The organism is Thalassotalea sp. SU-HH00458, assembly GCF_040362795.1.
GTDB classification, from domain to species: domain Bacteria; phylum Pseudomonadota; class Gammaproteobacteria; order Enterobacterales; family Alteromonadaceae; genus Thalassotalea_H; species Thalassotalea_H castellviae.
In genome coordinates, this window is the sequence record NZ_BAABWW010000002.1 from 1 (window position 1) to 20224 (window position 20224).

The window sequence follows — 20224 nt, forward strand, 5'->3', positions numbered from 1 at the left end:
TAGAAAAGCCCGTTACTAAAGTGACGGGCTTTTTGCTAAAACATTAATATTTAGCGAATTTTATCTCAGTTTAATTTCCTAACTAATAATGTTTTTTTGTCTGGTGACAATAGCGACGTAGTACCACCTGATCCCATTCCGAACTCAGAAGTGAAATGCGTTAGCGCCGATGGTAGTGTGGGAGTTCCCATGTGAGAGTAGGACATTACCAGACACCCTTTTTAAAGTATAAAAAGCCCTTGTCTTTCGACAAGGGCTTTTTTCGTTTACAGTATCCATTTTAAGATTAAGTGCTTATAAGTATGTCGTGGGAAAGTAAAATTTGTTGGGAGCTTGCTCAACAGCGTGCGAGTGTTATTCGATCTATTAGAGAGTTTTTTTATTCTCGTAATATCGTAGAAGTTGAAACGCCATTGTTGAGCCATGGTACAGTTACGGATGTTTATTTAGATAGTTTTTCCTGTCAGTACGACTTTGCTTCTAGATCTTCATCTAAAGATTTGTTTTTACAAACTTCGCCCGAATTCGCTATGAAAAGGTTACTCGCTTCTGGTTATCAATCTATTTATCAGATTTGCAAGGCTTTTAGACACGAAAGTCATGGTCGCTTTCATAACCCTGAATTTTCTATCTTAGAATGGTATCGAATCGATTTTGATCATTTTCAACTTGTGGATGAATTAGCTGATTTACTCAGCCTTACATTAAAGTGTGGTGAAGCGGAAAGGATGACCTACCAACAGGTATTTTTAAAATATTTAAAAGTTGACCCGCTAACCTGTACCAATGCATTACTGAAAGAGACTTTAAGTGATCATAAAGTGTTAGGAGATTGGATCGATACAGAGCAAGATAAAGACGTGTTATTACAAGTGTTGTTCTCAGAATGCATTGAAAACCAGTTAGGGAGCGATGTACCGTGCTTTATATATAATTATCCTGCCAGCCAATCTGCTTTAGCTAAACTATCTACAGATGATCCTAGAGTAGCAGAACGATTTGAATGTTATTATAAAGGCGTTGAGTTAGCGAATGGTTTTAATGAGTTAACCGATCCTCGTGAACAAATCAGTCGTTTCGAGACTGATAACGCAAAACGACATTCTCTCGGAAAAAAAGATAAACCTTTAGATCGTTTATTCCTTGCTGCTTTAGAACATGGTTTACCTGCCTGTGCAGGAGTAGCAGTTGGTATAGATAGATTATTGATGTTAGCACTTGATAAACCAGATATCGCATCGACAATGACATTTAATATCACCAATGCATAATTGTTTTGTGATACTGTATCAAATGTGATAATATATCAAAATTAGATTGATAGTAACTGAGCGGAATAGCGTGTTAGATAGAATTGGCATCACAGCAACATCTTTATGTGCCTTGCACTGTATACTGCTGCCTGTAATTTTACCGGCATTGCCTTTACTCGGTATTGGATTTCTAGCCGATCATACTTGGGAGCATATCTTTTTAATCGTGACTGCCATTCTAGGTTCAATTGCTATGTTTTCTGGCTTTAAGCGTTATCATAAAAAATTATACCCGTTTTATTTGTTAATGCTTGGTGTCGTAGTGTATTGGCAAAAACACGATTTTTCAGAAGCGGTACAACCATTGTTTATAATGATAGGAGCAACACTTATAGTTGCTGCTCATATTATTAATATTAAATTATGTAATAGTTGTAAACAATGTAATGAACATGAATGTAGCAAATAGTTAATTTTTGCTACATATTCAAATCTTTAAGTTTTCGAGTCAGAGTATTTCTTCCCCAACCTAACTTTTTAGCTGCTTCTTGTTTATGCCCTTTCGTATTGGCTAACGCGCATTTAATGAGTATCTCTTCAAAAATGGGTAACGCATGATCGATGATCCCTTGATTTCCAGCATTTAATTGCTCATTTGCCCATTGTTGTAATAAACCTTGCCAATTATTTTGGCTATCAGTGATTGTTGGAGTAGTTTCAGAAAGTTCACTAGGTAAATCATTAATATGTATTTCTTTGCCACTTGCCATAACCGTTAAGAAACGACAAATGTTTTCAAGTTGTCTAACATTACCCGGCCATTCACAATTTAATAAATACTCTAAAGTTGATTTTTCTAATGTTTTTGGCTCAACACTCAATTCTTGAGCAGCTTGTACTAAAAAGTGATTCGCAAGTTGAGCAATATCTTCTTTTCTTTCTCTCAAGCTAGGGATATGTATTCTAATAACATTGAGTCTGTGAAATAAGTCTTCACGAAAATCACCATTATTAACTCTATCCTCTAGGTTTTGGTGTGTTGCGGCAAGAATTCTCACATCAACTTTTATCGGTGAATGACCACCAACACGGTAAAATTGACCATCAGCTAAAACTCTTAAGAGTCTGGTTTGTATATCCAGCGGCATATCGCCTATTTCATCTAAAAATAAAGTGCCATTATGTGCTTGTTCAAAACGCCCGTGCCTTACGGTGTTTGCACCAGTAAATGCACCTTTTTCGTGTCCAAAGAGTTCAGACTCAATCAAATCCTTTGGTATAGCTGCCATATTTAAAGGAATAAAAGACTCTTTTGCTCGTGGACTATGTAAATGCAAAGCATGAGCAACGAGTTCTTTACCCGTACCGGATTCGCCATTGATTAACACACTAATGCTTGAACGAGATAGTCGGCCAATAGCTCTAAAGACTTCTTGCATGGCAGGGGCTTCGCCAATAATACCGACAGGTACCGAAGTAGTTTCTTGCGTTCGGGTTTTAGCTTTTAATTCTTGTGCATGGGTTAAGGCACGACGAGTTAGTGCTAGCGCTTCATCAATATCAAATGGTTTAGGTAAGTACTCAAATGCACCACCTTGGTATGCATTTACTGCGCTATCAAGATCAGAATGCGCGGTCATGATAATTACAGGTATATTAGGAAAACGATGATTAATATCGCTTAATAGCTCCATGCCATCGATATTGGGCATTCTTATATCAGAAATAATTATCTCTGGTTGCCCGTGATCTAGTGCGGTTAGAAGGTTTTCAGCACTATCAAATGATGCCGCACTAATACTTGCGTTTGACAATGCTTTTTCTAGCACCCAACGGATTGAGCTGTCATCGTCTACAATCCATACTTGTTCTGTGATCATGATTTTGTCGCTTCCGTAATTGGTAATATGATTATAAATTCAGTATGGCCTGGTTGGCTGATACAAGATAATTTGCCACTATGTTGATTAATTAATGTTTGCGAAATAGATAAGCCTAAACCTGTACCATTCGCACGACCCGACACCATAGGGTAAAACAAAGTATTTTGAATTTTTTCTGGAATACCTGGTCCGTTATCAATAATACTCAGCTGCATAGCAAGTTTTATTCGCTTACCGTTGATGGTTTTATTGCTGGTAGCCCGAGTTTTTAATGTGATTTTGCCATCTGGACCTAGTACTTGCAGCGCATTATTAACGATATTCAAGATTGCTTGTTGAAGTTTGTCAGGGTCAAAAGTAATGTCAGGGATAGAAGGGTCATAATCTTTGATTATAGTGACATTTTCAGGCTTATTAAAACTCGTTAATTGCGCAACTTTTTCAAGTACCACATGAATATTTTGATCAGAAACATTTGGCAATTGATTAGGACCTAATAATCGATCTACTAGATTTGTTAATCGGTCAGCTTGCTCAATGATCATTTGTGTATATTCTTGTTGCTCTGTTGCTAATTCTTTATTTAATAATTGAGCAGCACCGCGCAATCCACCTAATGGGTTTTTTATTTCATGCGCTAACCCTCTTATGAGATCTCTTGCTGATTCCCATTGGAGTTGTTGAAAAGCTTCTACACTAATTTGTTTTTGCTGATCGATTTGCTTGAATTCGAGAAGAATGTGTGGTGATTTATCAAAATCGACGGAAGATGCCGTGATTTCGACTGTAATTTTGCGCCGGTCAAAAAACTCCAAAATAACATCGCTATCACTAAACTCTTGTCCTGAGGTGAGTAATTGATTTAAGCGATTATCGTTAATCGGATTATTAAAGAATATAGACTTAAGCTGTTGATCCGCTAATTTATTAAAACTTTTAATTAAAAGCGCTTCAGCTGCGGGGTTAACATACTGAATACGTAATTCTTTATTTAGCACAATGACTGCCGTTACCATTTGATTAGGCAGGTTTTGCTGATAATAAAGCTTACTATGCTGATTATTACTTTCTGAATTAACCATAAATTCTCAACGCACTGTTTTGGTGCGATTTTAATTAAGTGTAGTCCGTTAAAGTGCTCAATGCACCTTTTTAATGCTTAATTAGCTCGAATTACTGAGGCTCTATGCATATAAAAGGTTACTGGTTCAGAAGATGCAATTACCTTGCCTTTATCGTTAATTAAATCCATTTTTAATTGATGTTCTCCACGTTCAACATTTCGTAAGACAAACATTGAGTGGGTTTGAGGTTTTTCGTAGGGCTGGTTATCAAGTTTCAATTGTATTTTTAACCCTTGTTTAAAAATAGGTTTAATACGACCAGACACATATACAGAACCAGTGTTATCTCTGATTGTTGCATTATTTGCTGGTTGAGATATTTCTACTTGATATTTTTCTTCGATGGTTTTGGGATTGATATCTAAAATTGAAGTGTCGATGGAGGAAGACATATTATTCGATTCTTTAACGTCTACTTCTTCTGCGCCAGGTTTGGGGCTATCAGAATACACTAAAACACCGTCGGCATTGCGCCAAACATAAATTTTAGTCGAAGTAGCTGATATTGGTAACGAAATCACAATTGTTAAAATCATGACAACGAATAATTTCAAATTAGTCAAATAAATCCCTTACTTAATCGATATACCCTTAATCTATCAAATTATATAATTTTCGCCACAAAAAAAGCTCACCAGAGTGAGCTTTTTAATCTTAATGACTTTTAAATGTAGATTAAACGCTATAATACATTGAAAATTCAACAGGGTGAGTTGATGTATTTAATAACTCACAATCTGCTCGTTTAAGCTCAATATATGCATCAATCATATCATCATCCATTACCCCACCAGCAGTTAAAAACTCGCGGTCTGCTTCTAATGCATCAAGAGCATCAGTTAATGAAGTAGCAACTTGTGGAATTGATAATGCTTCCTCAGCTGGAAGGTCATATAAATCTTTATCCATTGCATCACCAGGGTGAATTTTGTTTTTGATACCGTCAAGACCAGCCATTAACAAAGCAGAGAATGCTAAGTAAGGGTTTGCAGCTGGATCTGGGAAGCGTACTTCAATACGAGCAGCTTTTGGAGATGGTACTACTGGAATACGAATCGATGCAGAACGGTTAGCTGCTGAGTAAGCAAGCATAATTGGCGCTTCAAAGTGAGGCACTAAACGTTTGTATGAGTTAGTTGCTGGGTTAGTAAATGCATTTAATGCTTTAGCGTGTTTAATAATACCGCCAATGTAATAAAGCGCCATTTCAGATAATCCGCCGTACTTATCACCAGAGAATAAGTTTACACCGTCTTTTGCTAAAGATTGATGAACATGCATACCAGAACCGTTATCACCAACTAGTGGCTTCGGCATGAAAGTCGCTGTTTTACCATAGGCGTGTGCAACGTTATGAACAACATACTTGTAAATTTGAACTTCATCAGCTTTTAATACCATCGTATTAAAACGACATGCGATCTCATTTTGACCACAAGTGGCAACTTCATGGTGATGTGCTTCAACAACTAAGCCCATTTCTTCCATGACAGTACACATTGCAGAACGAATATCTTGTGAAGAATCTACTGGAGAAACAGGGAAGTAACCACCTTTAAGACCAGGACGATGGCCCATATTGCCTTCTTCATATTCAGTACCAGAATTCCAAACCGCTTCTTTATCATCAACTTTGAAGAAAGAACCACTGATATCTGTATGGAAACGGACGTCATCAAATAAGAAAAATTCAGGCTCTGGACCAATTAAAACTGTATCTGCAATGCCTGTTGAGCGTAAATATTCTTCTGCACGTTTCGCAACAGAACGAGGATCACGGCTATAACCTTGCATAGTATCTGGTTCGACGACATCACAACGAACATTTAATGTTACAGCATCTGTGAATGGGTCTAAAACTGCTGAAGCTGGATCAGGCATTAAAACCATGTCAGATTTGTTGATACCTTTCCAGCCTTGAATTGAAGAGCCGTCAAACATTTTACCATCTTCGAAGAAATCTTCATCTACTTGGTGATGAGGAATCGAAACGTGTTGTTCTTTACCTTTCGAATCAGTAAAACGTAAATCAACGAATTTTACATCGTTTTCTTTGATTAAATCTAATACTGCTTGTGACATTGAGTGTCTCCAGTGAAGTTATCGTAAATAATTAAATGCAAGGCATTATGTTTATGTTTCGTTATAAGCGATTATCATGCCAAGCATTAAATGACTAAAAAACAACTGGTTAGCTATTTTAAGGTTAATGGTAAGCACCATATTGGTGCGGTCAATGTTCTTTATTGGTGCATGAAAGTATTGTGGATCATATTGGGGTATTCTAGTTCATAGATTAAATAGGGGGCTAATATTTTAGTTGTCGCTATAGCGGCAATAATCCTGTATAATCCGCGCCCAATTATAGCCCTATGAGCAAAAGCCCGTGTTAGAGAAATTACGTAATGTAGCGATTATCGCCCACGTTGACCATGGTAAAACGACCTTGGTTGATAAACTATTAGATCAGTCAGGCACACTTGACGCAAGAAATGGTCTTGAAGAACGTGTCATGGATTCAAACGATATCGAAAAAGAACGTGGTATCACTATCCTTGCTAAAAATACTGCCATCAACTGGAACGATTATCGTGTAAATATCGTTGATACTCCTGGTCATGCTGATTTTGGTGGTGAAGTTGAGCGTGTGATGTCAATGGTTGACTCAGTGCTACTTATTGTTGATGCGCAAGAAGGCCCAATGCCGCAAACACGCTTTGTCACGAAAAAAGCTTTTGCACAAGGGTTAAAGCCAATTGTCGTTATTAACAAAATTGATAAGCCTGGTGCTCGTCCTGAATGGGTAATGGACCAAGTTTTTGATTTGTTCGATAATTTAGGTGCTAGCGATGATCAATTAGATTTCCAAGTGGTATATGCTTCAGCAATTAATGGCTGGGCTTCAATGGAAGAAGGTGAAGTTGGCACCGATATGACGCCACTTTTCCAAACGATTGTTGATCAAGTTCCACCACCAAATGCAGATCAAGATGGTGCGTTTCAAATGCAAATATCACAACTTGATTACAGTTCATATCTAGGTGTTATTGGTGTTGGACGTATTACTCGTGGCTCTGTAAAACCAAACCAACAAGTTACTGTTGAAGGCGCAAATGGTAAACTTCATAACGGTAAAGTGGGTAAAGTATTTGGTTATTTAGGCCTTGAACGTCATGAAACAGATATCGCACATGCTGGTGATATCATAGCGATTACGGGATTAGGTGAACTCAAGATTTCTGACACAATTTGTTGTCCAAATGAAGTTGATGCATTACCACCATTGTCTGTTGATGAACCAACAATCAACATGACATTCCAAGTAAATACTTCACCGTTTTCAGGTCAAGAAGGGAAGTATGTCACGTCGCGTAATATTAAAGATCGTTTAGATAAAGAGCTTGTACATAACGTAGCATTACGTGTTGAACAGTTAGACGATCCTGACAAATTTAAAGTTTCAGGCCGTGGTGAACTTCACTTAGGTATTTTAATAGAAAATATGCGTCGTGAAGGCTACGAATTAGCTGTTTCTCGTCCTGAAGTAATCATGCGTGAAGTTGATGGTCAAATAGAAGAACCTTATGAAACTGTTACTATTGATGTAGAAGAAGAGCATCAAGGTACCATCATGGAAAAAATGGGTGTTCGTAAAGCTGAACTAACAGATATGGCGCCTGATGGTAAAGGCCGTATCCGTATGGACTTTATCATGCCGAGTCGCGGTTTAATCGGTTTCCAAACTGAGTTTATGACTATTACTTCTGGTTCTGGCTTGATCTACCATACTTTCTTAAAATATGGTCCACATAAAGGCGGAGATATTGGTCAACGTTTAAATGGTGTAATGATTGCTAATGCCACAGGTAAGGCGTTAACTAACGCATTATTTAACTTACAATCTCGCGGTCGTATGTTAATTGGACATGGTTTAGATATTTATGAAGGTCAAATTATCGGTATTCATTCACGCGATAATGACTTAACAGTAAATGCGCTTAAAGGTAAACAATTAACAAACGTACGTTCATCAGGTACGGATGAAGCACAAACTTTAACGCCACCAATCATTATGTCGTTAGAACAAGCGTTAGAATTTATCGATAATGATGAGTTAGTAGAAGTTACACCAGATAGTATTCGTATACGTAAAAAATTCTTAAAAGAGTCTGATCGTAAACGTGAAGGTCGCGCAGCAAAATAAACTCGACTAATTTTATCTAATAAAATACCGCATTGTTCACTGAATAATGCGGTATTTTTGTATCGGTTAACCTATTGTTAACTTTGTAGGATAAACGTCATAACTTACATCTCATTTTGTAAGACATATCTTAAACTGCCATCAGAATTCGTACTGTTCTTCCTGTATAGTGACAAATAAAAATACTTTAACTTATTGTTAATCATCATATTTAAAACTACATATACAAACTGGTAACATTTGTTTTTCATTTTGATACATTCATAGTGACTAGCGCATTATCAAACGTTTGCTACAATTTATTATGAAGTAGCAAAACGCTGGTATGTTAATGACAGTAATGGAGTATTCGCGAAAGCGGGATAATATATGATGGAACAAAGCAAATTAAATAGATTAAATTCTTTGTTTGAAAAAATGGTTGCTGAAAGTGCAAATATCATTGAGAAACGAGAATTAAAAAGTTTGTATAACGAGTTCATCAATGATGGTCGCGAGCAACCTCGTTCGAGCACTTCATATCAGCAACCCCGTAAAGTCGCAATTAATTCATAACCATAATTATAAAAATTTAAGTATTTTTGCCAAAGGAATGAACGGTGTCACCCGAACAATTAATCACCTTACAAAAATTAAGCCGGCTCTTTGAAGAGGGTGCTGCCGGCCCAGACCAAATAAAACAACTTTCAGATCTTCTTGCTAAAGTTAATCAACATATTGATCCCATTAATGAGATTAATTTAGATCCTTTTAAGATTAAAAACCCTTACCAGTAAGCGATACTAAGATTTTAATGCGGTAATAAAAGCTTGTGAATCCTTAATCGATTGATTCATTTGCATAATTAAACGATCAATATCTTGTTTAATTACTTTATATTCACCTTTTAACGCGCCAATTGCTTTGGCATTAAGGTTATGTTTTAAATAAAGCATGTTGTCTTTTAGTGAAGCTAAAATGGGTGACATTCTATCTTCTGCTCTATGCATAGCTTTTATCACAGTTAAATAACGTTTTTCAGTTGTATTAAGTTGTCGTTCACTTTGTCTTTTTAGTGATTGATTGCTGTATTGCTCTATTTCATCACGCCATTCATCGAATAATGCTTCAGCAACATCTTCAATCGCATCAATGCGTGCTGAAACCTCTTCTGCTGCTTCTTGACTTGATTCAAAACTTTCTTTACTTAATTCATATTGAGTTTGTAATTCACCACCATCAAAAGCGATTAATTTAGAGAGTTGCTCCAAGGCGCTAATAAACTCTTCTTTCGCTTCCTCTTGAGAAGTAGTTGCTTCTTCAACTCTGTCAATTAAGATATCTCTTTTATGGGTACCTACTTTCTCCATTGCTGAGTAATAAGCTGATTGACAACCATTAAGCAAAAGCAAAGCAAATATTAGAATAATTGTTTTATAAAACATATTGGCTAATCCGAGGATTTATAACGAGCAGCATCAATGATGCACCATAAATAGACGATAGGAACTAAAATCCAACCAACTAATAACCAAACCAGTACCCACGAAATTGCCATCGCGATAAAGAAGAATATCGCCGCTAAAATTCTACCTTGAACGAGTTGGCCTAAGCCGGGAATAAAAAAACTACAAATAGCTGCTAATACGTTTCCACCTGAACCTTGACCTGACATAAAACACCTCTTTTTCTTAATAAAACATTATAGAATAAATCTTGTTAATCATAATATACTGTAAATACAGGAATATTAACTACTAATGATTATGGAATTTATTAACAAATTGTTAAATTCAGCTTTTTGGACAAAAACTGCTAAGTTTTTTTGGTTTTTTTTGCGCCGTATGAATGCCGAACAAGTCCATGTGACGGCGGGGTATTTATCATATGTAACCTTGATGTCATTGGTTCCCCTGATGGTTGTTATGTTGTCAGTTATGACGGCATTCCCTATTTTTTCAGATATTAAAGATATGATCGAAGGTTTTGTCTATCATAACTTTTTACCTGCTACAGGGGATGTAGTTAGAGAATATATTACGGGTTTTGTCGCAAATGCTTCTAAAATGTCAGCCATTGCAATTACTTTTTTATTTCTTTTTGCACTCATGTTGATTTCTGCAATTGATAAAAGTCTTAACAAATTATGGCGCATTGATAAAAAGCGTAAGATCGTAACTTCATTTTCAATGTACTGGATGGTATTAACATTAGGCCCTGTTCTTGTCGGTAGTAGTATAGCTGCCACTTCTTATATTGTTTCATTGATGTCGTTAGGTGATTACGATGTTTTAGGTGTTGCTAATGTTTTATTACGGCTTTTACCGATTATCGCCTCTATTTTTGCGTTTTTTATTTTATATATTGTCGTTCCTAATAAAGATGTGAGTTTTAAATTTGCTCTTTCAGGTGCCATTTTGGCGGGCGTTTTGTTTGAAATTGCGAAAAAAGGTTTTGCTTTTTATGTCACGCAGCTTCCTTCATATCAAGCAATATATGGGGCATTAGCGGGGATCCCTATTTTGTTTTTATGGGTATATTTGTCTTGGTTGGTTGTTCTGTTTGGCGCCTTGTTTACCGTATGTCTTGAAGATTTTTCACAGCAAAAGGACTAAATAATGTCTCGTGCTTTATACCCTAAAATAAAACATTATCATCACGAATGGCTTAAGGTAGATGATATTCATCAAATTTATCTAGAGCAATCAGGAAACCCTAATGGTATACCTGTTTTGTATTTGCATGGTGGTCCTGGCGGTGGTTCAAGTAATAATCATCGTCGATATTTTGATCCTGAAAAATACCGCATTATTATTTTTGATCAACGTGGTTGTGGACAGTCAAAGCCTTCACCGTCAATTGAAAACAATCACACAGACTTTTTGATTGAAGATATTGAAAAGATACGACAACACTTGTCTATTGATAAATGGTTGATTTCTGGTGGGTCATGGGGAACTACCTTAGCACTCATCTATGGTATTCGATATCCCCAAGTTGTGCTTGGTTTTATCTTAAGAGGCATTTTTTTAGGGACGAAAAAAGAATATGACTGGTTGTATCAGGTGGATGGCGCTGAACGTTTTTTTCCTGAATATTACCAAGATTTTATCAAACCTCTTGAAGGTAACTTTCAAGATAATTTACTTGAAGGTTATCAGCAAATATTTTCATCTGATAATGAAGTCGCTAAAATTGCTGCGTGTAAAGCATGGTATTTATGGGAATTAAGGCTTTCAACCATTGAACATCACCATATAGGCATGGCGCAAATAGAAGATAGTCATCAAGCTTTATGTATGGCACAGCTTTCTCATCATTACTTTTATCATCACTGCTTTATTGAAGAAAATTATATTCTTAATAATATTGCTATCATCAGTGATATACCTGCGATTATTATCCATGGAAGATATGACATGGTTTGCCCACTGAATACCGCGGCAAATTTAACCAAGCATTGGGTAAATGCCAGTTTACAAATTTTACCTCAAGCAGGGCATAGCGGCTTTGAGAGTCAAACAATCGATGCACTTTGTAAGGCAACCGATGTCATGGCGAACTTTTTACAAGAGACTAAAAGATGATTGCCTTACTCCAACGTGTCACAGAAGCTAGCGTCGAAGTTAATCAGCAAATAATCGGTGAAATAAATCATGGACTGTTAGTGTTATTAGCGATTGAGCCAGATGATAATGAAAAAAAAGCGGCAAGACTGGCTGAACGCGTTGCTGGTTATCGAGTGTTTGAAGATGAAAACGGTAAAATGAACCTAAATGTGAAGCAGGTGCAAGGAGACATTTTAGTGGTCTCGCAATTTACATTAGCTGCAGATACCACGAAAGGAATGAGACCTAGCTTTACTTCTGCTGCAGAGCCAAAATTTAGTGACAATTTGTATCAATATTTTTGTCAGCAATTAAGAAAGCAAGGCTTTAAAGTACCAACTGGTCGATTTGGTGCCGATATGAAAGTTCGATTGTTAAATGATGGACCAGTCACCTTTACTTTATCTATTTAATTCTTTATCTATTTACCATGCCGTGTTGCCAAAACCTAGCCAAACGAGTTAAGGCATAATGAGGGAGAACTGAGTTGATATCACTTAGTACGGCATCAATCGGCGTTAAGTGAATAATAATATTTTTGTAATAAGGAATATGAAAATAGCGCATCATACGGCTGCCTTTCAGCGAAGATAGATGTAATAACGCGATATTGAGATCATGTTCATTTAAATCAGGCAAGTTAATGGTTAACCAAGTATTTTTATCGATTTTATTTAAAACACGCTTTATTTGTTTAAGAAAGTATTGAGGGTTTTCATCTGTTTGATAAATATCATAAATAAGCCAATCACAGCGTTGCTGTTTCTTTTGCTTAGCTAACCACAGTTCAAAGGAAGAATGAGCTATGGGTTGTTGTATGTTTTGTGGATTAAAGAAGTTTTCAAAGCACTCAATCACTTGTGCATTATATTCGATGCTTAATATCTCACTGTTAGGTAAAATATTCGTTAAATAACGAACAAGGTTGCCACCACCTAAACCTAATTCAATAATTTTATTGGGTACGTGAAACAATAGAGGTAACATCATAAAATATTGATGTGGAATAGTCAGTTTACTAGGCACTCGCTTTAACATGATGCTTTGCACAACATCATCAAATAAAATCCAGCGATAATGTTCATTTTCAGCAACCGCTAAATTTTCGTTGCCTTGATGTAAATAAAGTAATTTACTTTGTTGTAATTGAGCGGCTAATTTCATTAAATATCAAATAATTATTAGAATGACAATACTATTACTATAAGCATAGACAATGATCACTTGCAGAGCACCTAAAACAAAAAAAGAGTTTGAACAATATTATTATTTACGTTGGTTGATATTACGTTCGCCATGGGGCAAAGAACGAGGTAGCGAATTAGATAACCTTGAAGATCAAGCAATTCATCGCGCTATATTCGATCGAAAAGGTAATGCAATAGCCGTTGGCCGATTACACTTTACCAAAGAAAACCAAGCTCAAATACGCTATATGGCGGTTGCAGATACAGCACAAGGGAGCGGAATGGGGAAATGCTTGCTTGACTCTTTAGAAGCAGAAGCGCAAAAACGTGGTGCGACATTGATTGAGCTAAATGCTCGAGAAGTTGCCTTAGCGTTTTATCAAAAATCAGGTTATCAAAATATGGGAAAAGCACATTTATTGTATGGTGATATTCAGCATTATGCTATGACGAAAAAGTTGAGTGTTTTATCAACTCATCGTAGCAAACAAGCGAAAAATTTAATGGACGTTTGGCATAAAACTATTCCTTTAAGTAAAGCAATGAATATCAGTATTGGCTATTACGATGGTTTAGAATTGGTCACTCATTGCGATCCTATGTTTAATAAAAACCTTCATAACACAATGTTTGCTGGCAGTATTTATACTCTTGCCACATTAACGGGGTGGGGTTGGGTGTATTTACTTTTACAAAACAGCCATTGCCATGGAGATATTGTTTTAGCCGAGGGAAATATTAAATATTTAGCGCCTATTAATGGTGTGTCATGTGCTAAAACAGAACAATTGCTCGTAGATGGGAGCACAGAGCACTTAGTCGAAAACGGTAAGGCGAAAATGACCATTTCAGTAAATGTTTATAGTGGTGATACAGTAGCAGCAAAATTTATTGGCAAGTATGTTGTGATCAACAAGGAAAAAAATCAATGTTAAGAATGCTATTGTGTGCGGGGTTATTTATTGTCGCCAGTTCAGTTGTCGCGCAGTCGTCGATTGAAAAAACAATAATCAATCAAACGCTTGAACGTTTTCATCTGGCTGCTGCAGAAGCAAATTATGAGGCATATTTTAATTTATTTGCGGAACAAGCGGTATTTTTAGGAACGGATGGAAATGAGCGTTGGACAAAAGAAGAATTTAAAAAATATGTCAAACCACATTTTAATCAAAAAATTGGCTGGCTATATGAATCGACACAAAGAAATATCACTATAGTTAACGATACTGACATCGCGTTTTTTGATGAACTGCTTTTTAATAAAAATTATGGTCAATGTCGAGGCACTGGGATATTACTTAAAGTTAATAATCACTGGAAAATTTTGCAGTATAATTTATCGATTCCAATTCCTAATGATCTATCTAAGCAAGTTGTTGGATTAATTCAAAAGACAAGTTAACCCTAATCATGAGTTTACTGTAATGAACGCTGAACAAGACCGTTATAAAAATGAGCAAGAAAGAGTTGGTATTATTGGTTGTGGTTGGTTAGGCAAAGCGCTTGTCACAGCGTTAGTTCAAGAAAAATATCAAGTCGTTGCAACCACTCAACACACTGAAAATCTCTCAGTAATACACGAATTGGGGGCGCAAGCTGAATTGCTTTCTTTGCCTATGAATCAGGTCAATAACAGTGTTCCAACGGTATTTCGTTGTCAAACTCTGATTATCTGTATTCCGCCTGGCATTAGAAAAGGTAAAAAAGACTATCCTGATCATATTGCTGCCATTATAAAACAGGCCGAAAGCTGTCATGTTGGAAAAGTGATCTTGATCAGTTCTACGGCTGTTTATGAAGGGATTGATGGTGATATAACTGAGTCGGCAAAATTAAACAATAATATTGAAAAGGTAAAACTGCTTAGCCAAGCTGAACAGCATGTACTCGATTTTTCAAACCAAGGAGTGGTGATCAGGGCAGCTGGTTTAGTTGGCCCTAAAAGGCATCCAGCTATTTTCTTTAAAAATAACAGAGTACTAACATCACCTAAAGCCTATGTTAATTTAGTTCATCAAGCGGACATGGTTGGCCAAATTCTGTTGATGATAAAAAACGATTCTATTCAAGGTGTATTTAATGCGGTTAGCGAAACCCATGTGACAAAGAAATATTTTTATACGGTTGCTGCTAAAGCGTTTAATGTTGCTCCGCCTCGTTTTGATACTCAAACCGAGGTAGCTGAGTCTAGGCGGAAAGTCCTGAGTGATAAAATACGGAATACTCTAGGCTACCAATATCAATATGATGACTTAATAGCTTGGCTAATAAATACTGAGCAAGATAAAAAATTGAATGACGGTTAGTTATTGTTAGGCGATATAAATTTATGCATTATTTTAAAAATAAACTTTTTCTGTTAGCGCTTTACCTTTTTATTCATATTTTAATACTCAATTTATTTTATGGTTCAAGTGAAGGGCTGAGTATTTATTGGCAAGAAAACTTCAATGTGAAGGCCATTGTCGTATATATATTGAGTATTTTAGTAACGGTTGGGTTTTATTCTGGCATCACTCGAGTAAGAGCGCTGTTTAGCGAAAAAGTTAAAACCCTATAATCCAGTGCTGAATAACTGAAGGACTCCCCAGAGCAAACAATGCTAAAAAGCCGGCGAGTGCCGGCTTTACTATTCTTAAAGTTTAAATCGTAGATGCCAATTTAGTGAAAATCAGCGTCAGGCAACTACAGCGATAAGTTATTTAAAATATTGTCTTCCACTAAGTTGGCTAATGTCACTTTAAGCTTAGGAGTGCGTGCCATTTCACGTTTAATCGCAAAGTTGGCTTCTTCGTTACGTGCCCAGCTTCGTCGTGCAATACCGTTGTTAACATCAAATAATAACATTGACTTTAAACGACGTTCAGCAGCTTTAGAGCCGTCAAGTAACATACCAAAACCACCGTTAGTGACTTCACCCCAACCAACACCGCCGCCGTTATGAATTGATACCCACGTTGCGCCCCGGAAACTATCGCCAATCACATTGTGAATAGCCATATCGGCAGTGAAACGACTACCATCATAAATGTTTGATGTTTCACGAAATGGTGAGTCCGTACCTGACACATCATGGTGATCTCGACCTAATACGACAGGACCAATTTCTCCTGCTGCAATCGCGTCGTTAAATGCGTTCGCTATTTCCATGCGACCTTGTGCATCAGCATAAAGAATACGAGCTTGAGAGCCTACTACCAACTTATTTTGTTTCGCATCTTCAATCCACGTAATGTTGTCTTGCATTTGTTGCTGAATTTCTTCAGGCGACTCTTGCATAATTTTTTTCAGTACTTGGGCTGCAATAGCATCTGTTTTATCTAAGTCTTCAGGTTTACCCGATGCACAAACCCAGCGGAATGGACCAAAACCATAATCAAAACACATAGGGCCTAAAATATCTTGCACATAGGATGGGTATTTAAAGTCAATGCCATTTTCAGCCATCACATTACCACCAGCGCGAGATGCTTCAAGTAAGAAGGCATTGCCGTAATCAAAGAAATAAGTCCCACGTGCTGTGTGCTTATTCACCGCATCAGCATGACGCTTTAAGCTCGCTTGTACTTTTTCTTTAAATACTTCTGGCTCTTCACGTATTAAACGGTTTGACTCTTCATAGCTAATATCAACCGGATAATAACCACCTGACCACGGGTTATGAAGAGATGTTTGATCAGAGCCTAAATGTACGTAAATATCTTGTTCATAAAAGCTTTCCCAGACATTTACAATGTTACCTATATAGGCAATTGAAACTACTTCATCATTGGCTTGCGCTTTTTTAACGCGGCGGATGAGCTCATCCATGTTATCAATTAATTCATCTACCCAACCTTGTTGATGACGTTTTGTGGCGGCATTGGCATTCACTTCAGCACAAACCGTGATACAGTTAGCAATGTTACCTGCTTTCGGTTGCGCGCCACTCATGCCGCCTAAGCCGGCAGTCAGGAAAATCTTGCCTTGTGGTTTTTCTCCTTTGTTTAACACTTTACGAAACGCGTTCATCACTGTAATGGTAGTGCCATGCACTATCCCTTGTGGGCCAATGTACATAAATGACCCTGCGGTCATTTGACCGTATTGCGTAACGCCTAAAGCATTATACTTTTCCCAGTCATCAGGCTTTGAGTAGTTAGGGATCATCATGCCATTTGTCACGACAACACGAGGGGCATCTTCACTGGATGGAAATAACCCCATCGGGTGACCAGAATAAATATGCAACGTTTGATCACTTTCCATTTCACTTAAATACTTCATCGCTAATAAGTATTGTGCCCAATTTTGGAAAACAGCACCGTTTCCACCGTAGGTAATTAATTCTTCAGGATGCTGAGCAACGGCTGGATCTAAATTATTATCAACCATTAACATAATGGCCGCCGCTTGCTGACATTTAGCCGGATAATCAGTTACGGAGCGTGCTTTTAAATGATAGCTTGGCTTGAAGCGGTACATATAAATACGGCCGAAATCTTTTAACTCCTGCGCAAACTCAGTTGCAAGTTCTTGATGCCATGCTTTTGGAAAATAACGTAACGCATTTCTAACCGCTAACTGTTTTTCTTCAACCGTTAAAATATCTTTGCGTTTTGGCGCACGGTTCGCATTTTCAGGGTAAGGCTTTGCTGGTGGCAATTCACTTGGGATACCTTGTTTAATTTCTTCTTTGAAAGTCATTGAATCAGTCATAGTTATATCCCTTTATTAATGGTTAAAGTTAACGATAAATGCTTGAGATTTTACTAAGGTGATCATGGCATCAATATCTGGCTTTAACAGTCTATCTTCTTCTAACTTAGTCACTTTTTCTCGAATTAATTGGTGGTTTTGTTCAATAATGTCTGAACATTTATTTGGCCGTCTAAACTCTATAGCCTGTGCTGCATACATTAATTCGATAGCGAGTATCTTCTCTAAATTACCTAATATTTGATTGAGTTTTCTACCGGAAATACTGCCCATAGAAACATGATCTTCTTGACCCATTGAGGTAGGGACACTATCGGCTGATGGTGGAAAACACAGTGACTTGTTTTCTGTTACTAAAGCAGCCGTTGCATATTGTGGGATCATCATCCCCGAGTTTAAACCGCCAGCCGTGGTTAATAGCCTCGGTAAACCGTGTAAACCTTCTAATAATAAATAACAACGACGATCAGAAATGTTTCCTAGCTCTGCAGCTGCAATAGATGCGTAATCAAGTACCATAGCAAGTGGTTGTCCATGGAAACTACCACCTGAGATAGCTTCTTCGCTACTAATAACGATTGGGTTATCGGTCACTGAATTCATTTCGATTTCAACTAATTCTTCTAAGTGATAATAGGCATTACGTGATGCACCATGCACTTGTGGAATACAACGAAGAGAATAGGGATCTTGTACTCGGTCACATTCTTCATGAGCCGACATGTTTTGTGAGTCTTTAAAAAAACTTCTCATACGTGCCGCAACTTCTAAATTACCTTTAAAAGCACGCGTTTGATGAAGCTCATCTCTAAAAGGGGATTCGCTACCTTGCATGCCTTCAATACTCATCGCGCCCGTCATATCTGCTAGGTCTAATAAGTAACGCATTTTTGTTAGCGCGGTAATGCCATGTGACAAAATAAATTGTGTACCGTTAATTAACGCTAAACCTTCTTTCGCATGTAATTCCATTGGCGCTAAGCCGTGCTCTTTTAATGCTTGCGCTGCAGGAACTGTTTTACCCGTTTGCCCGTCTTTATTATCCCAAAATTCACCTTCACCCAACAAAGGTAAAAATAAGTGAGATAACGGCGCTAAATCACCAGATGCACCCACTGAACCTTGCTCAGGTACAACTGGTATTAAATCAAGCTCGATAAAGGTTAACATTCTTTCAACCGTCTCTAAACGTATGCCTGAGAAGCCTTGACTTAACGCATGTACTTTAGTGATTAACATTAACTTAGAGATGGCTTTTGCTATGGGTTCACCGACACCAACAGCATGGGTTATTAGTAAGTTTTTCTGTAATAAATTTGTATCTTCAGGTGATATTTGCGTATCACATAACGGGCCAAAGCCAGTGTTAATACCATATACCGCTTTGTCTGAAGCGGCCATTTTTTCAACACGTTGTCTGCTTGTGTTAATTTTATCTAATGCTTCTTGGCAAAGTTCAGCCTTGATACTACCGTTAGCAATACCATTAACAATATCAAGATTTAAACGGTCAACACCATATTTAAACGTCATCTTATTGCTCCAAAATTAAAAAACTAAATGGCTACCTAAGCGGTACTTATTACCGGGAGCCGTTAATATCGCTAAGCTCACTACACCTTTACTCGACCAGGTGCGACGCTTAACTTGTAAACAAGGGGTTGTTGTTTCAATGTTCAAATGTGCACATGTCTCCTGATTGGCTAACACGGCTTCAACTTCATTGGTCGCCTCAGTTAACGGTGCTTCACTCGATAAATATTCATGAGGGGTAATCTCGGCAAAGTTTTGCTGTAAATAATCGGGCACTAATTTAGGGTTAACATAGCGTTGCTCTAATTGAATCGGCTCATTATTTTCAAAGTGTAAAACTTCAGAATAAAAAACACTCTCACCTTCTTTTAAACCTAACAAAATGGTTAATTCATGATTGACATCAACGGCGATTAATTCGATTTGTTGGGCGTGATGTTGATGACCTCTCTCTTGAATTTCATCTGCAATATTACGAATTTCTAAAAGTGATGATTGCGATTTAAAAGTGGCGACAAAAGTGCCTGCTCCTTGGGTTCTTACGAGTAAGCCTTGTTCCGTTAATTCTTGTAATGCTCGGCGTGCGGTCATTCTGCTGACTGAAAATTGCTCTGCTAAGACATTTTCAGAAGGCACTTTACTGTGTTGAAGCCATTCACCTGATTCGATCATTTTACAAATATGATCTTTAATGATGGTAAATTTTGCTGCTTTTACTTGCGTCATCGATAAGATTTCCAAAATTTATTATATAA

The 20224-nt window shown here is 37.2% G+C and carries 22 protein-coding genes and 1 rRNA gene; 13 read left to right on the plus strand and 10 right to left on the minus strand.

Annotated features, from left to right (window positions below):
• The first annotated feature begins 99 nt into the window (after nt 1–99).
• From rrf to ABXH06_RS02980, 3 genes are all read left to right on the plus strand, one after another.
• Nucleotides 100–214, plus strand: a 5S ribosomal RNA gene (gene rrf, locus ABXH06_RS02970).
• An 88-nt stretch (nt 215–302) separates the two neighbouring features.
• On the plus strand, nt 303–1271 hold the full coding sequence (epmA, locus tag ABXH06_RS02975; RefSeq protein WP_353517247.1) for an elongation factor P--(R)-beta-lysine ligase: 969 nt from the start codon (nt 303–305) through the stop codon (nt 1269–1271).
• Between the two features lie 70 nt (nt 1272–1341).
• Nucleotides 1342–1722 (plus strand): MerC domain-containing protein, encoded by a 381-nt coding sequence (locus tag ABXH06_RS02980; RefSeq protein ID WP_353517248.1) that lies wholly within the window; start codon nt 1342–1344, stop codon nt 1720–1722.
• A 10-nt stretch (nt 1723–1732) separates the two neighbouring features.
• Here the strand turns inward: ABXH06_RS02980 and glnG are convergent, their stop codons facing one another.
• The 4 genes from glnG to glnA all read right to left on the minus strand — a co-directional run bounded on the left by glnG (nt 1733) and on the right by glnA (nt 6342).
• Entirely contained in the window at nt 1733–3133 is a 1401-nt protein-coding gene (gene glnG / locus ABXH06_RS02985) for a nitrogen regulation protein NR(I) (RefSeq protein WP_311584472.1), read from the minus strand.
• Entirely contained in the window at nt 3130–4218 is a 1089-nt protein-coding gene (gene glnL / locus ABXH06_RS02990) for a nitrogen regulation protein NR(II) (protein ID WP_353517249.1), read from the minus strand. Before glnL ends, glnG begins: the two co-directional genes overlap by 4 nt.
• Nucleotides 4219–4295: 77 nt before the next feature.
• On the minus strand, nt 4296–4823 hold the full coding sequence (locus ABXH06_RS02995; protein WP_353517250.1) for a DUF4124 domain-containing protein: 528 nt from the start codon (nt 4821–4823) through the stop codon (nt 4296–4298).
• A 112-nt stretch (nt 4824–4935) separates the two neighbouring features.
• Complete coding sequence (glnA, locus tag ABXH06_RS03000) at nt 4936–6342, minus strand: glutamate--ammonia ligase (protein WP_311584462.1); 1407 nt, start codon at nt 6340–6342, stop codon at nt 4936–4938.
• Nucleotides 6343–6646: 304 nt separating this feature from the next.
• Here glnA and typA point away from each other — a divergent pair, with 304 nt between their 5' ends.
• The 3 genes from typA (at nt 6647) to ABXH06_RS03015 (ending at nt 9240) form a co-directional block, all read left to right on the plus strand.
• Entirely contained in the window at nt 6647–8464 is a 1818-nt protein-coding gene (typA, locus tag ABXH06_RS03005; RefSeq protein WP_311584459.1) for a translational GTPase TypA, read from the plus strand.
• 369 nt (nt 8465–8833) lie between these two features.
• Entirely contained in the window at nt 8834–9019 is a 186-nt protein-coding gene (locus ABXH06_RS03010) for a hypothetical protein (RefSeq protein WP_311584456.1), read from the plus strand.
• Between the two features lie 44 nt (nt 9020–9063).
• Nucleotides 9064–9240, plus strand: coding sequence for a hypothetical protein (locus ABXH06_RS03015; RefSeq protein WP_353517251.1), 177 nt, complete (start codon nt 9064–9066; stop codon nt 9238–9240).
• A gap of 6 nt (nt 9241–9246) precedes the next feature.
• Here the strand turns inward: ABXH06_RS03015 and ABXH06_RS03020 are convergent, their stop codons facing one another.
• Together ABXH06_RS03020 and ABXH06_RS03025 are read right to left on the minus strand one after the other, a co-directional pair.
• Nucleotides 9247–9888: a DUF2959 domain-containing protein gene (locus ABXH06_RS03020; RefSeq protein WP_353517252.1), complete on the minus strand. Its 642-nt coding sequence runs from the start codon at nt 9886–9888 to the stop codon at nt 9247–9249.
• A gap of 5 nt (nt 9889–9893) precedes the next feature.
• The gene (locus ABXH06_RS03025; RefSeq protein WP_311584448.1) at nt 9894–10118 is read right to left on the minus strand and encodes a hypothetical protein; all 225 of its coding nucleotides are present in this window, start codon (nt 10116–10118) and stop codon (nt 9894–9896) included.
• A gap of 91 nt (nt 10119–10209) precedes the next feature.
• On the opposite strand from ABXH06_RS03025, the gene ABXH06_RS03030 reads away from it, so the two are divergent.
• From ABXH06_RS03030 to dtd, 3 genes are read left to right on the plus strand one after another with little or no spacing between them, the layout of a single operon-like run.
• Nucleotides 10210–11058, plus strand: coding sequence for a virulence factor BrkB family protein (locus tag ABXH06_RS03030; protein ID WP_353517253.1), 849 nt, complete (start codon nt 10210–10212; stop codon nt 11056–11058).
• A gap of 3 nt (nt 11059–11061) precedes the next feature.
• Nucleotides 11062–12030 carry a prolyl aminopeptidase gene (gene pip, locus ABXH06_RS03035; protein ID WP_353517254.1) on the plus strand — a complete coding sequence of 323 codons (969 nt, stop codon included), beginning with the start codon at nt 11062–11064 and terminating at the stop codon, nt 12028–12030.
• Nucleotides 12027–12464, plus strand: a complete 438-nt coding sequence (gene dtd / locus ABXH06_RS03040) for a D-aminoacyl-tRNA deacylase (RefSeq protein WP_353517255.1) — start codon at nt 12027–12029, stop codon at nt 12462–12464. Before pip ends, dtd begins: the two co-directional genes overlap by 4 nt.
• 4 nt (nt 12465–12468) lie before the next feature.
• Here dtd and ABXH06_RS03045 read toward each other — a convergent pair whose 3' ends face one another.
• The gene (locus ABXH06_RS03045) at nt 12469–13215 is read right to left on the minus strand and encodes a polyamine aminopropyltransferase (RefSeq protein WP_353517256.1); all 747 of its coding nucleotides are present in this window, start codon (nt 13213–13215) and stop codon (nt 12469–12471) included.
• A 52-nt stretch (nt 13216–13267) separates the two neighbouring features.
• Between ABXH06_RS03045 and ABXH06_RS03050 the strand changes: the two genes are divergently transcribed.
• The 4 genes from ABXH06_RS03050 to ABXH06_RS03065 are packed head-to-tail and all read left to right on the plus strand — an operon-like array spanning nt 13268 to nt 15798.
• Entirely contained in the window at nt 13268–14173 is a 906-nt protein-coding gene (locus ABXH06_RS03050) for a bifunctional GNAT family N-acetyltransferase/hotdog fold thioesterase (RefSeq protein WP_353517257.1), read from the plus strand.
• Complete coding sequence (locus ABXH06_RS03055; protein ID WP_311584431.1) at nt 14167–14640, plus strand: nuclear transport factor 2 family protein; 474 nt, start codon at nt 14167–14169, stop codon at nt 14638–14640. The genes ABXH06_RS03050 and ABXH06_RS03055 overlap by 7 nt, the downstream gene beginning before the upstream one ends.
• Before the next feature lie 22 nt (nt 14641–14662).
• Nucleotides 14663–15544 (plus strand): NAD(P)-binding domain-containing protein, encoded by an 882-nt coding sequence (locus ABXH06_RS03060; protein WP_353517258.1) that lies wholly within the window; start codon nt 14663–14665, stop codon nt 15542–15544.
• Nucleotides 15545–15567: 23 nt separating this feature from the next.
• Nucleotides 15568–15798: a hypothetical protein gene (locus ABXH06_RS03065; protein ID WP_311584426.1), complete on the plus strand. Its 231-nt coding sequence runs from the start codon at nt 15568–15570 to the stop codon at nt 15796–15798.
• A gap of 125 nt (nt 15799–15923) precedes the next feature.
• Here ABXH06_RS03065 and hutU read toward each other — a convergent pair whose 3' ends face one another.
• The 3 genes from hutU to hutC are packed head-to-tail and all read right to left on the minus strand — an operon-like array spanning nt 15924 to nt 20195.
• On the minus strand, nt 15924–17936 hold the full coding sequence (hutU, locus tag ABXH06_RS03070; protein ID WP_353517259.1) for a urocanate hydratase: 2013 nt from the start codon (nt 17934–17936) through the stop codon (nt 15924–15926).
• Nucleotides 17937–17951: 15 nt separating this feature from the next.
• Complete coding sequence (gene hutH / locus ABXH06_RS03075) at nt 17952–19469, minus strand: histidine ammonia-lyase (RefSeq protein WP_353517260.1); 1518 nt, start codon at nt 19467–19469, stop codon at nt 17952–17954.
• Nucleotides 19470–19484: 15 nt separating this feature from the next.
• Complete coding sequence (gene hutC, locus ABXH06_RS03080) at nt 19485–20195, minus strand: histidine utilization transcriptional repressor HutC (RefSeq protein WP_311584417.1); 711 nt, start codon at nt 20193–20195, stop codon at nt 19485–19487.
• Between the last annotated feature and the right edge of the window lie 29 nt (nt 20196–20224).

Excerpts from the sequence above, each read along its gene's own strand:
- ABXH06_RS03065 (WP_311584426.1), top strand. The coding sequence starts at position 15,568 with ATGCATTATTTTAAAAATAAACTTTTTCTGTTAGCGCTTTACCTTTTT.
- glnG (WP_311584472.1), bottom strand. The coding sequence starts at position 3,133 with ATGATCACAGAACAAGTATGGATTGTAGACGATGACAGCTCAATCCGT.
- hutC (WP_311584417.1), bottom strand. The coding sequence starts at position 20,195 with ATGACGCAAGTAAAAGCAGCAAAATTTACCATCATTAAAGATCATATT.
- ABXH06_RS03020 (WP_353517252.1), bottom strand. The coding sequence starts at position 9,888 with ATGTTTTATAAAACAATTATTCTAATATTTGCTTTGCTTTTGCTTAAT.
- ABXH06_RS03050 (WP_353517257.1), top strand. The coding sequence starts at position 13,268 with ATGATCACTTGCAGAGCACCTAAAACAAAAAAAGAGTTTGAACAATAT.
- hutH (WP_353517260.1), bottom strand. The coding sequence starts at position 19,469 with ATGACGTTTAAATATGGTGTTGACCGTTTAAATCTTGATATTGTTAAT.
- glnA (WP_311584462.1), bottom strand. The coding sequence starts at position 6,342 with ATGTCACAAGCAGTATTAGATTTAATCAAAGAAAACGATGTAAAATTC.
- ABXH06_RS03010 (WP_311584456.1), top strand. The coding sequence starts at position 8,834 with ATGATGGAACAAAGCAAATTAAATAGATTAAATTCTTTGTTTGAAAAA.
- glnL (WP_353517249.1), bottom strand. The coding sequence starts at position 4,218 with ATGGTTAATTCAGAAAGTAATAATCAGCATAGTAAGCTTTATTATCAG.
- ABXH06_RS03055 (WP_311584431.1), top strand. The coding sequence starts at position 14,167 with ATGTTAAGAATGCTATTGTGTGCGGGGTTATTTATTGTCGCCAGTTCA.
- ABXH06_RS03045 (WP_353517256.1), bottom strand. The coding sequence starts at position 13,215 with ATGAAATTAGCCGCTCAATTACAACAAAGTAAATTACTTTATTTACAT.
- dtd (WP_353517255.1), top strand. The coding sequence starts at position 12,027 with ATGATTGCCTTACTCCAACGTGTCACAGAAGCTAGCGTCGAAGTTAAT.
- ABXH06_RS03030 (WP_353517253.1), top strand. The coding sequence starts at position 10,210 with ATGGAATTTATTAACAAATTGTTAAATTCAGCTTTTTGGACAAAAACT.
- pip (WP_353517254.1), top strand. The coding sequence starts at position 11,062 with ATGTCTCGTGCTTTATACCCTAAAATAAAACATTATCATCACGAATGG.
- hutU (WP_353517259.1), bottom strand. The coding sequence starts at position 17,936 with ATGACTGATTCAATGACTTTCAAAGAAGAAATTAAACAAGGTATCCCA.
- epmA (WP_353517247.1), top strand. The coding sequence starts at position 303 with ATGTCGTGGGAAAGTAAAATTTGTTGGGAGCTTGCTCAACAGCGTGCG.
- ABXH06_RS03025 (WP_311584448.1), bottom strand. The coding sequence starts at position 10,118 with ATGTCAGGTCAAGGTTCAGGTGGAAACGTATTAGCAGCTATTTGTAGT.
- ABXH06_RS03060 (WP_353517258.1), top strand. The coding sequence starts at position 14,663 with ATGAACGCTGAACAAGACCGTTATAAAAATGAGCAAGAAAGAGTTGGT.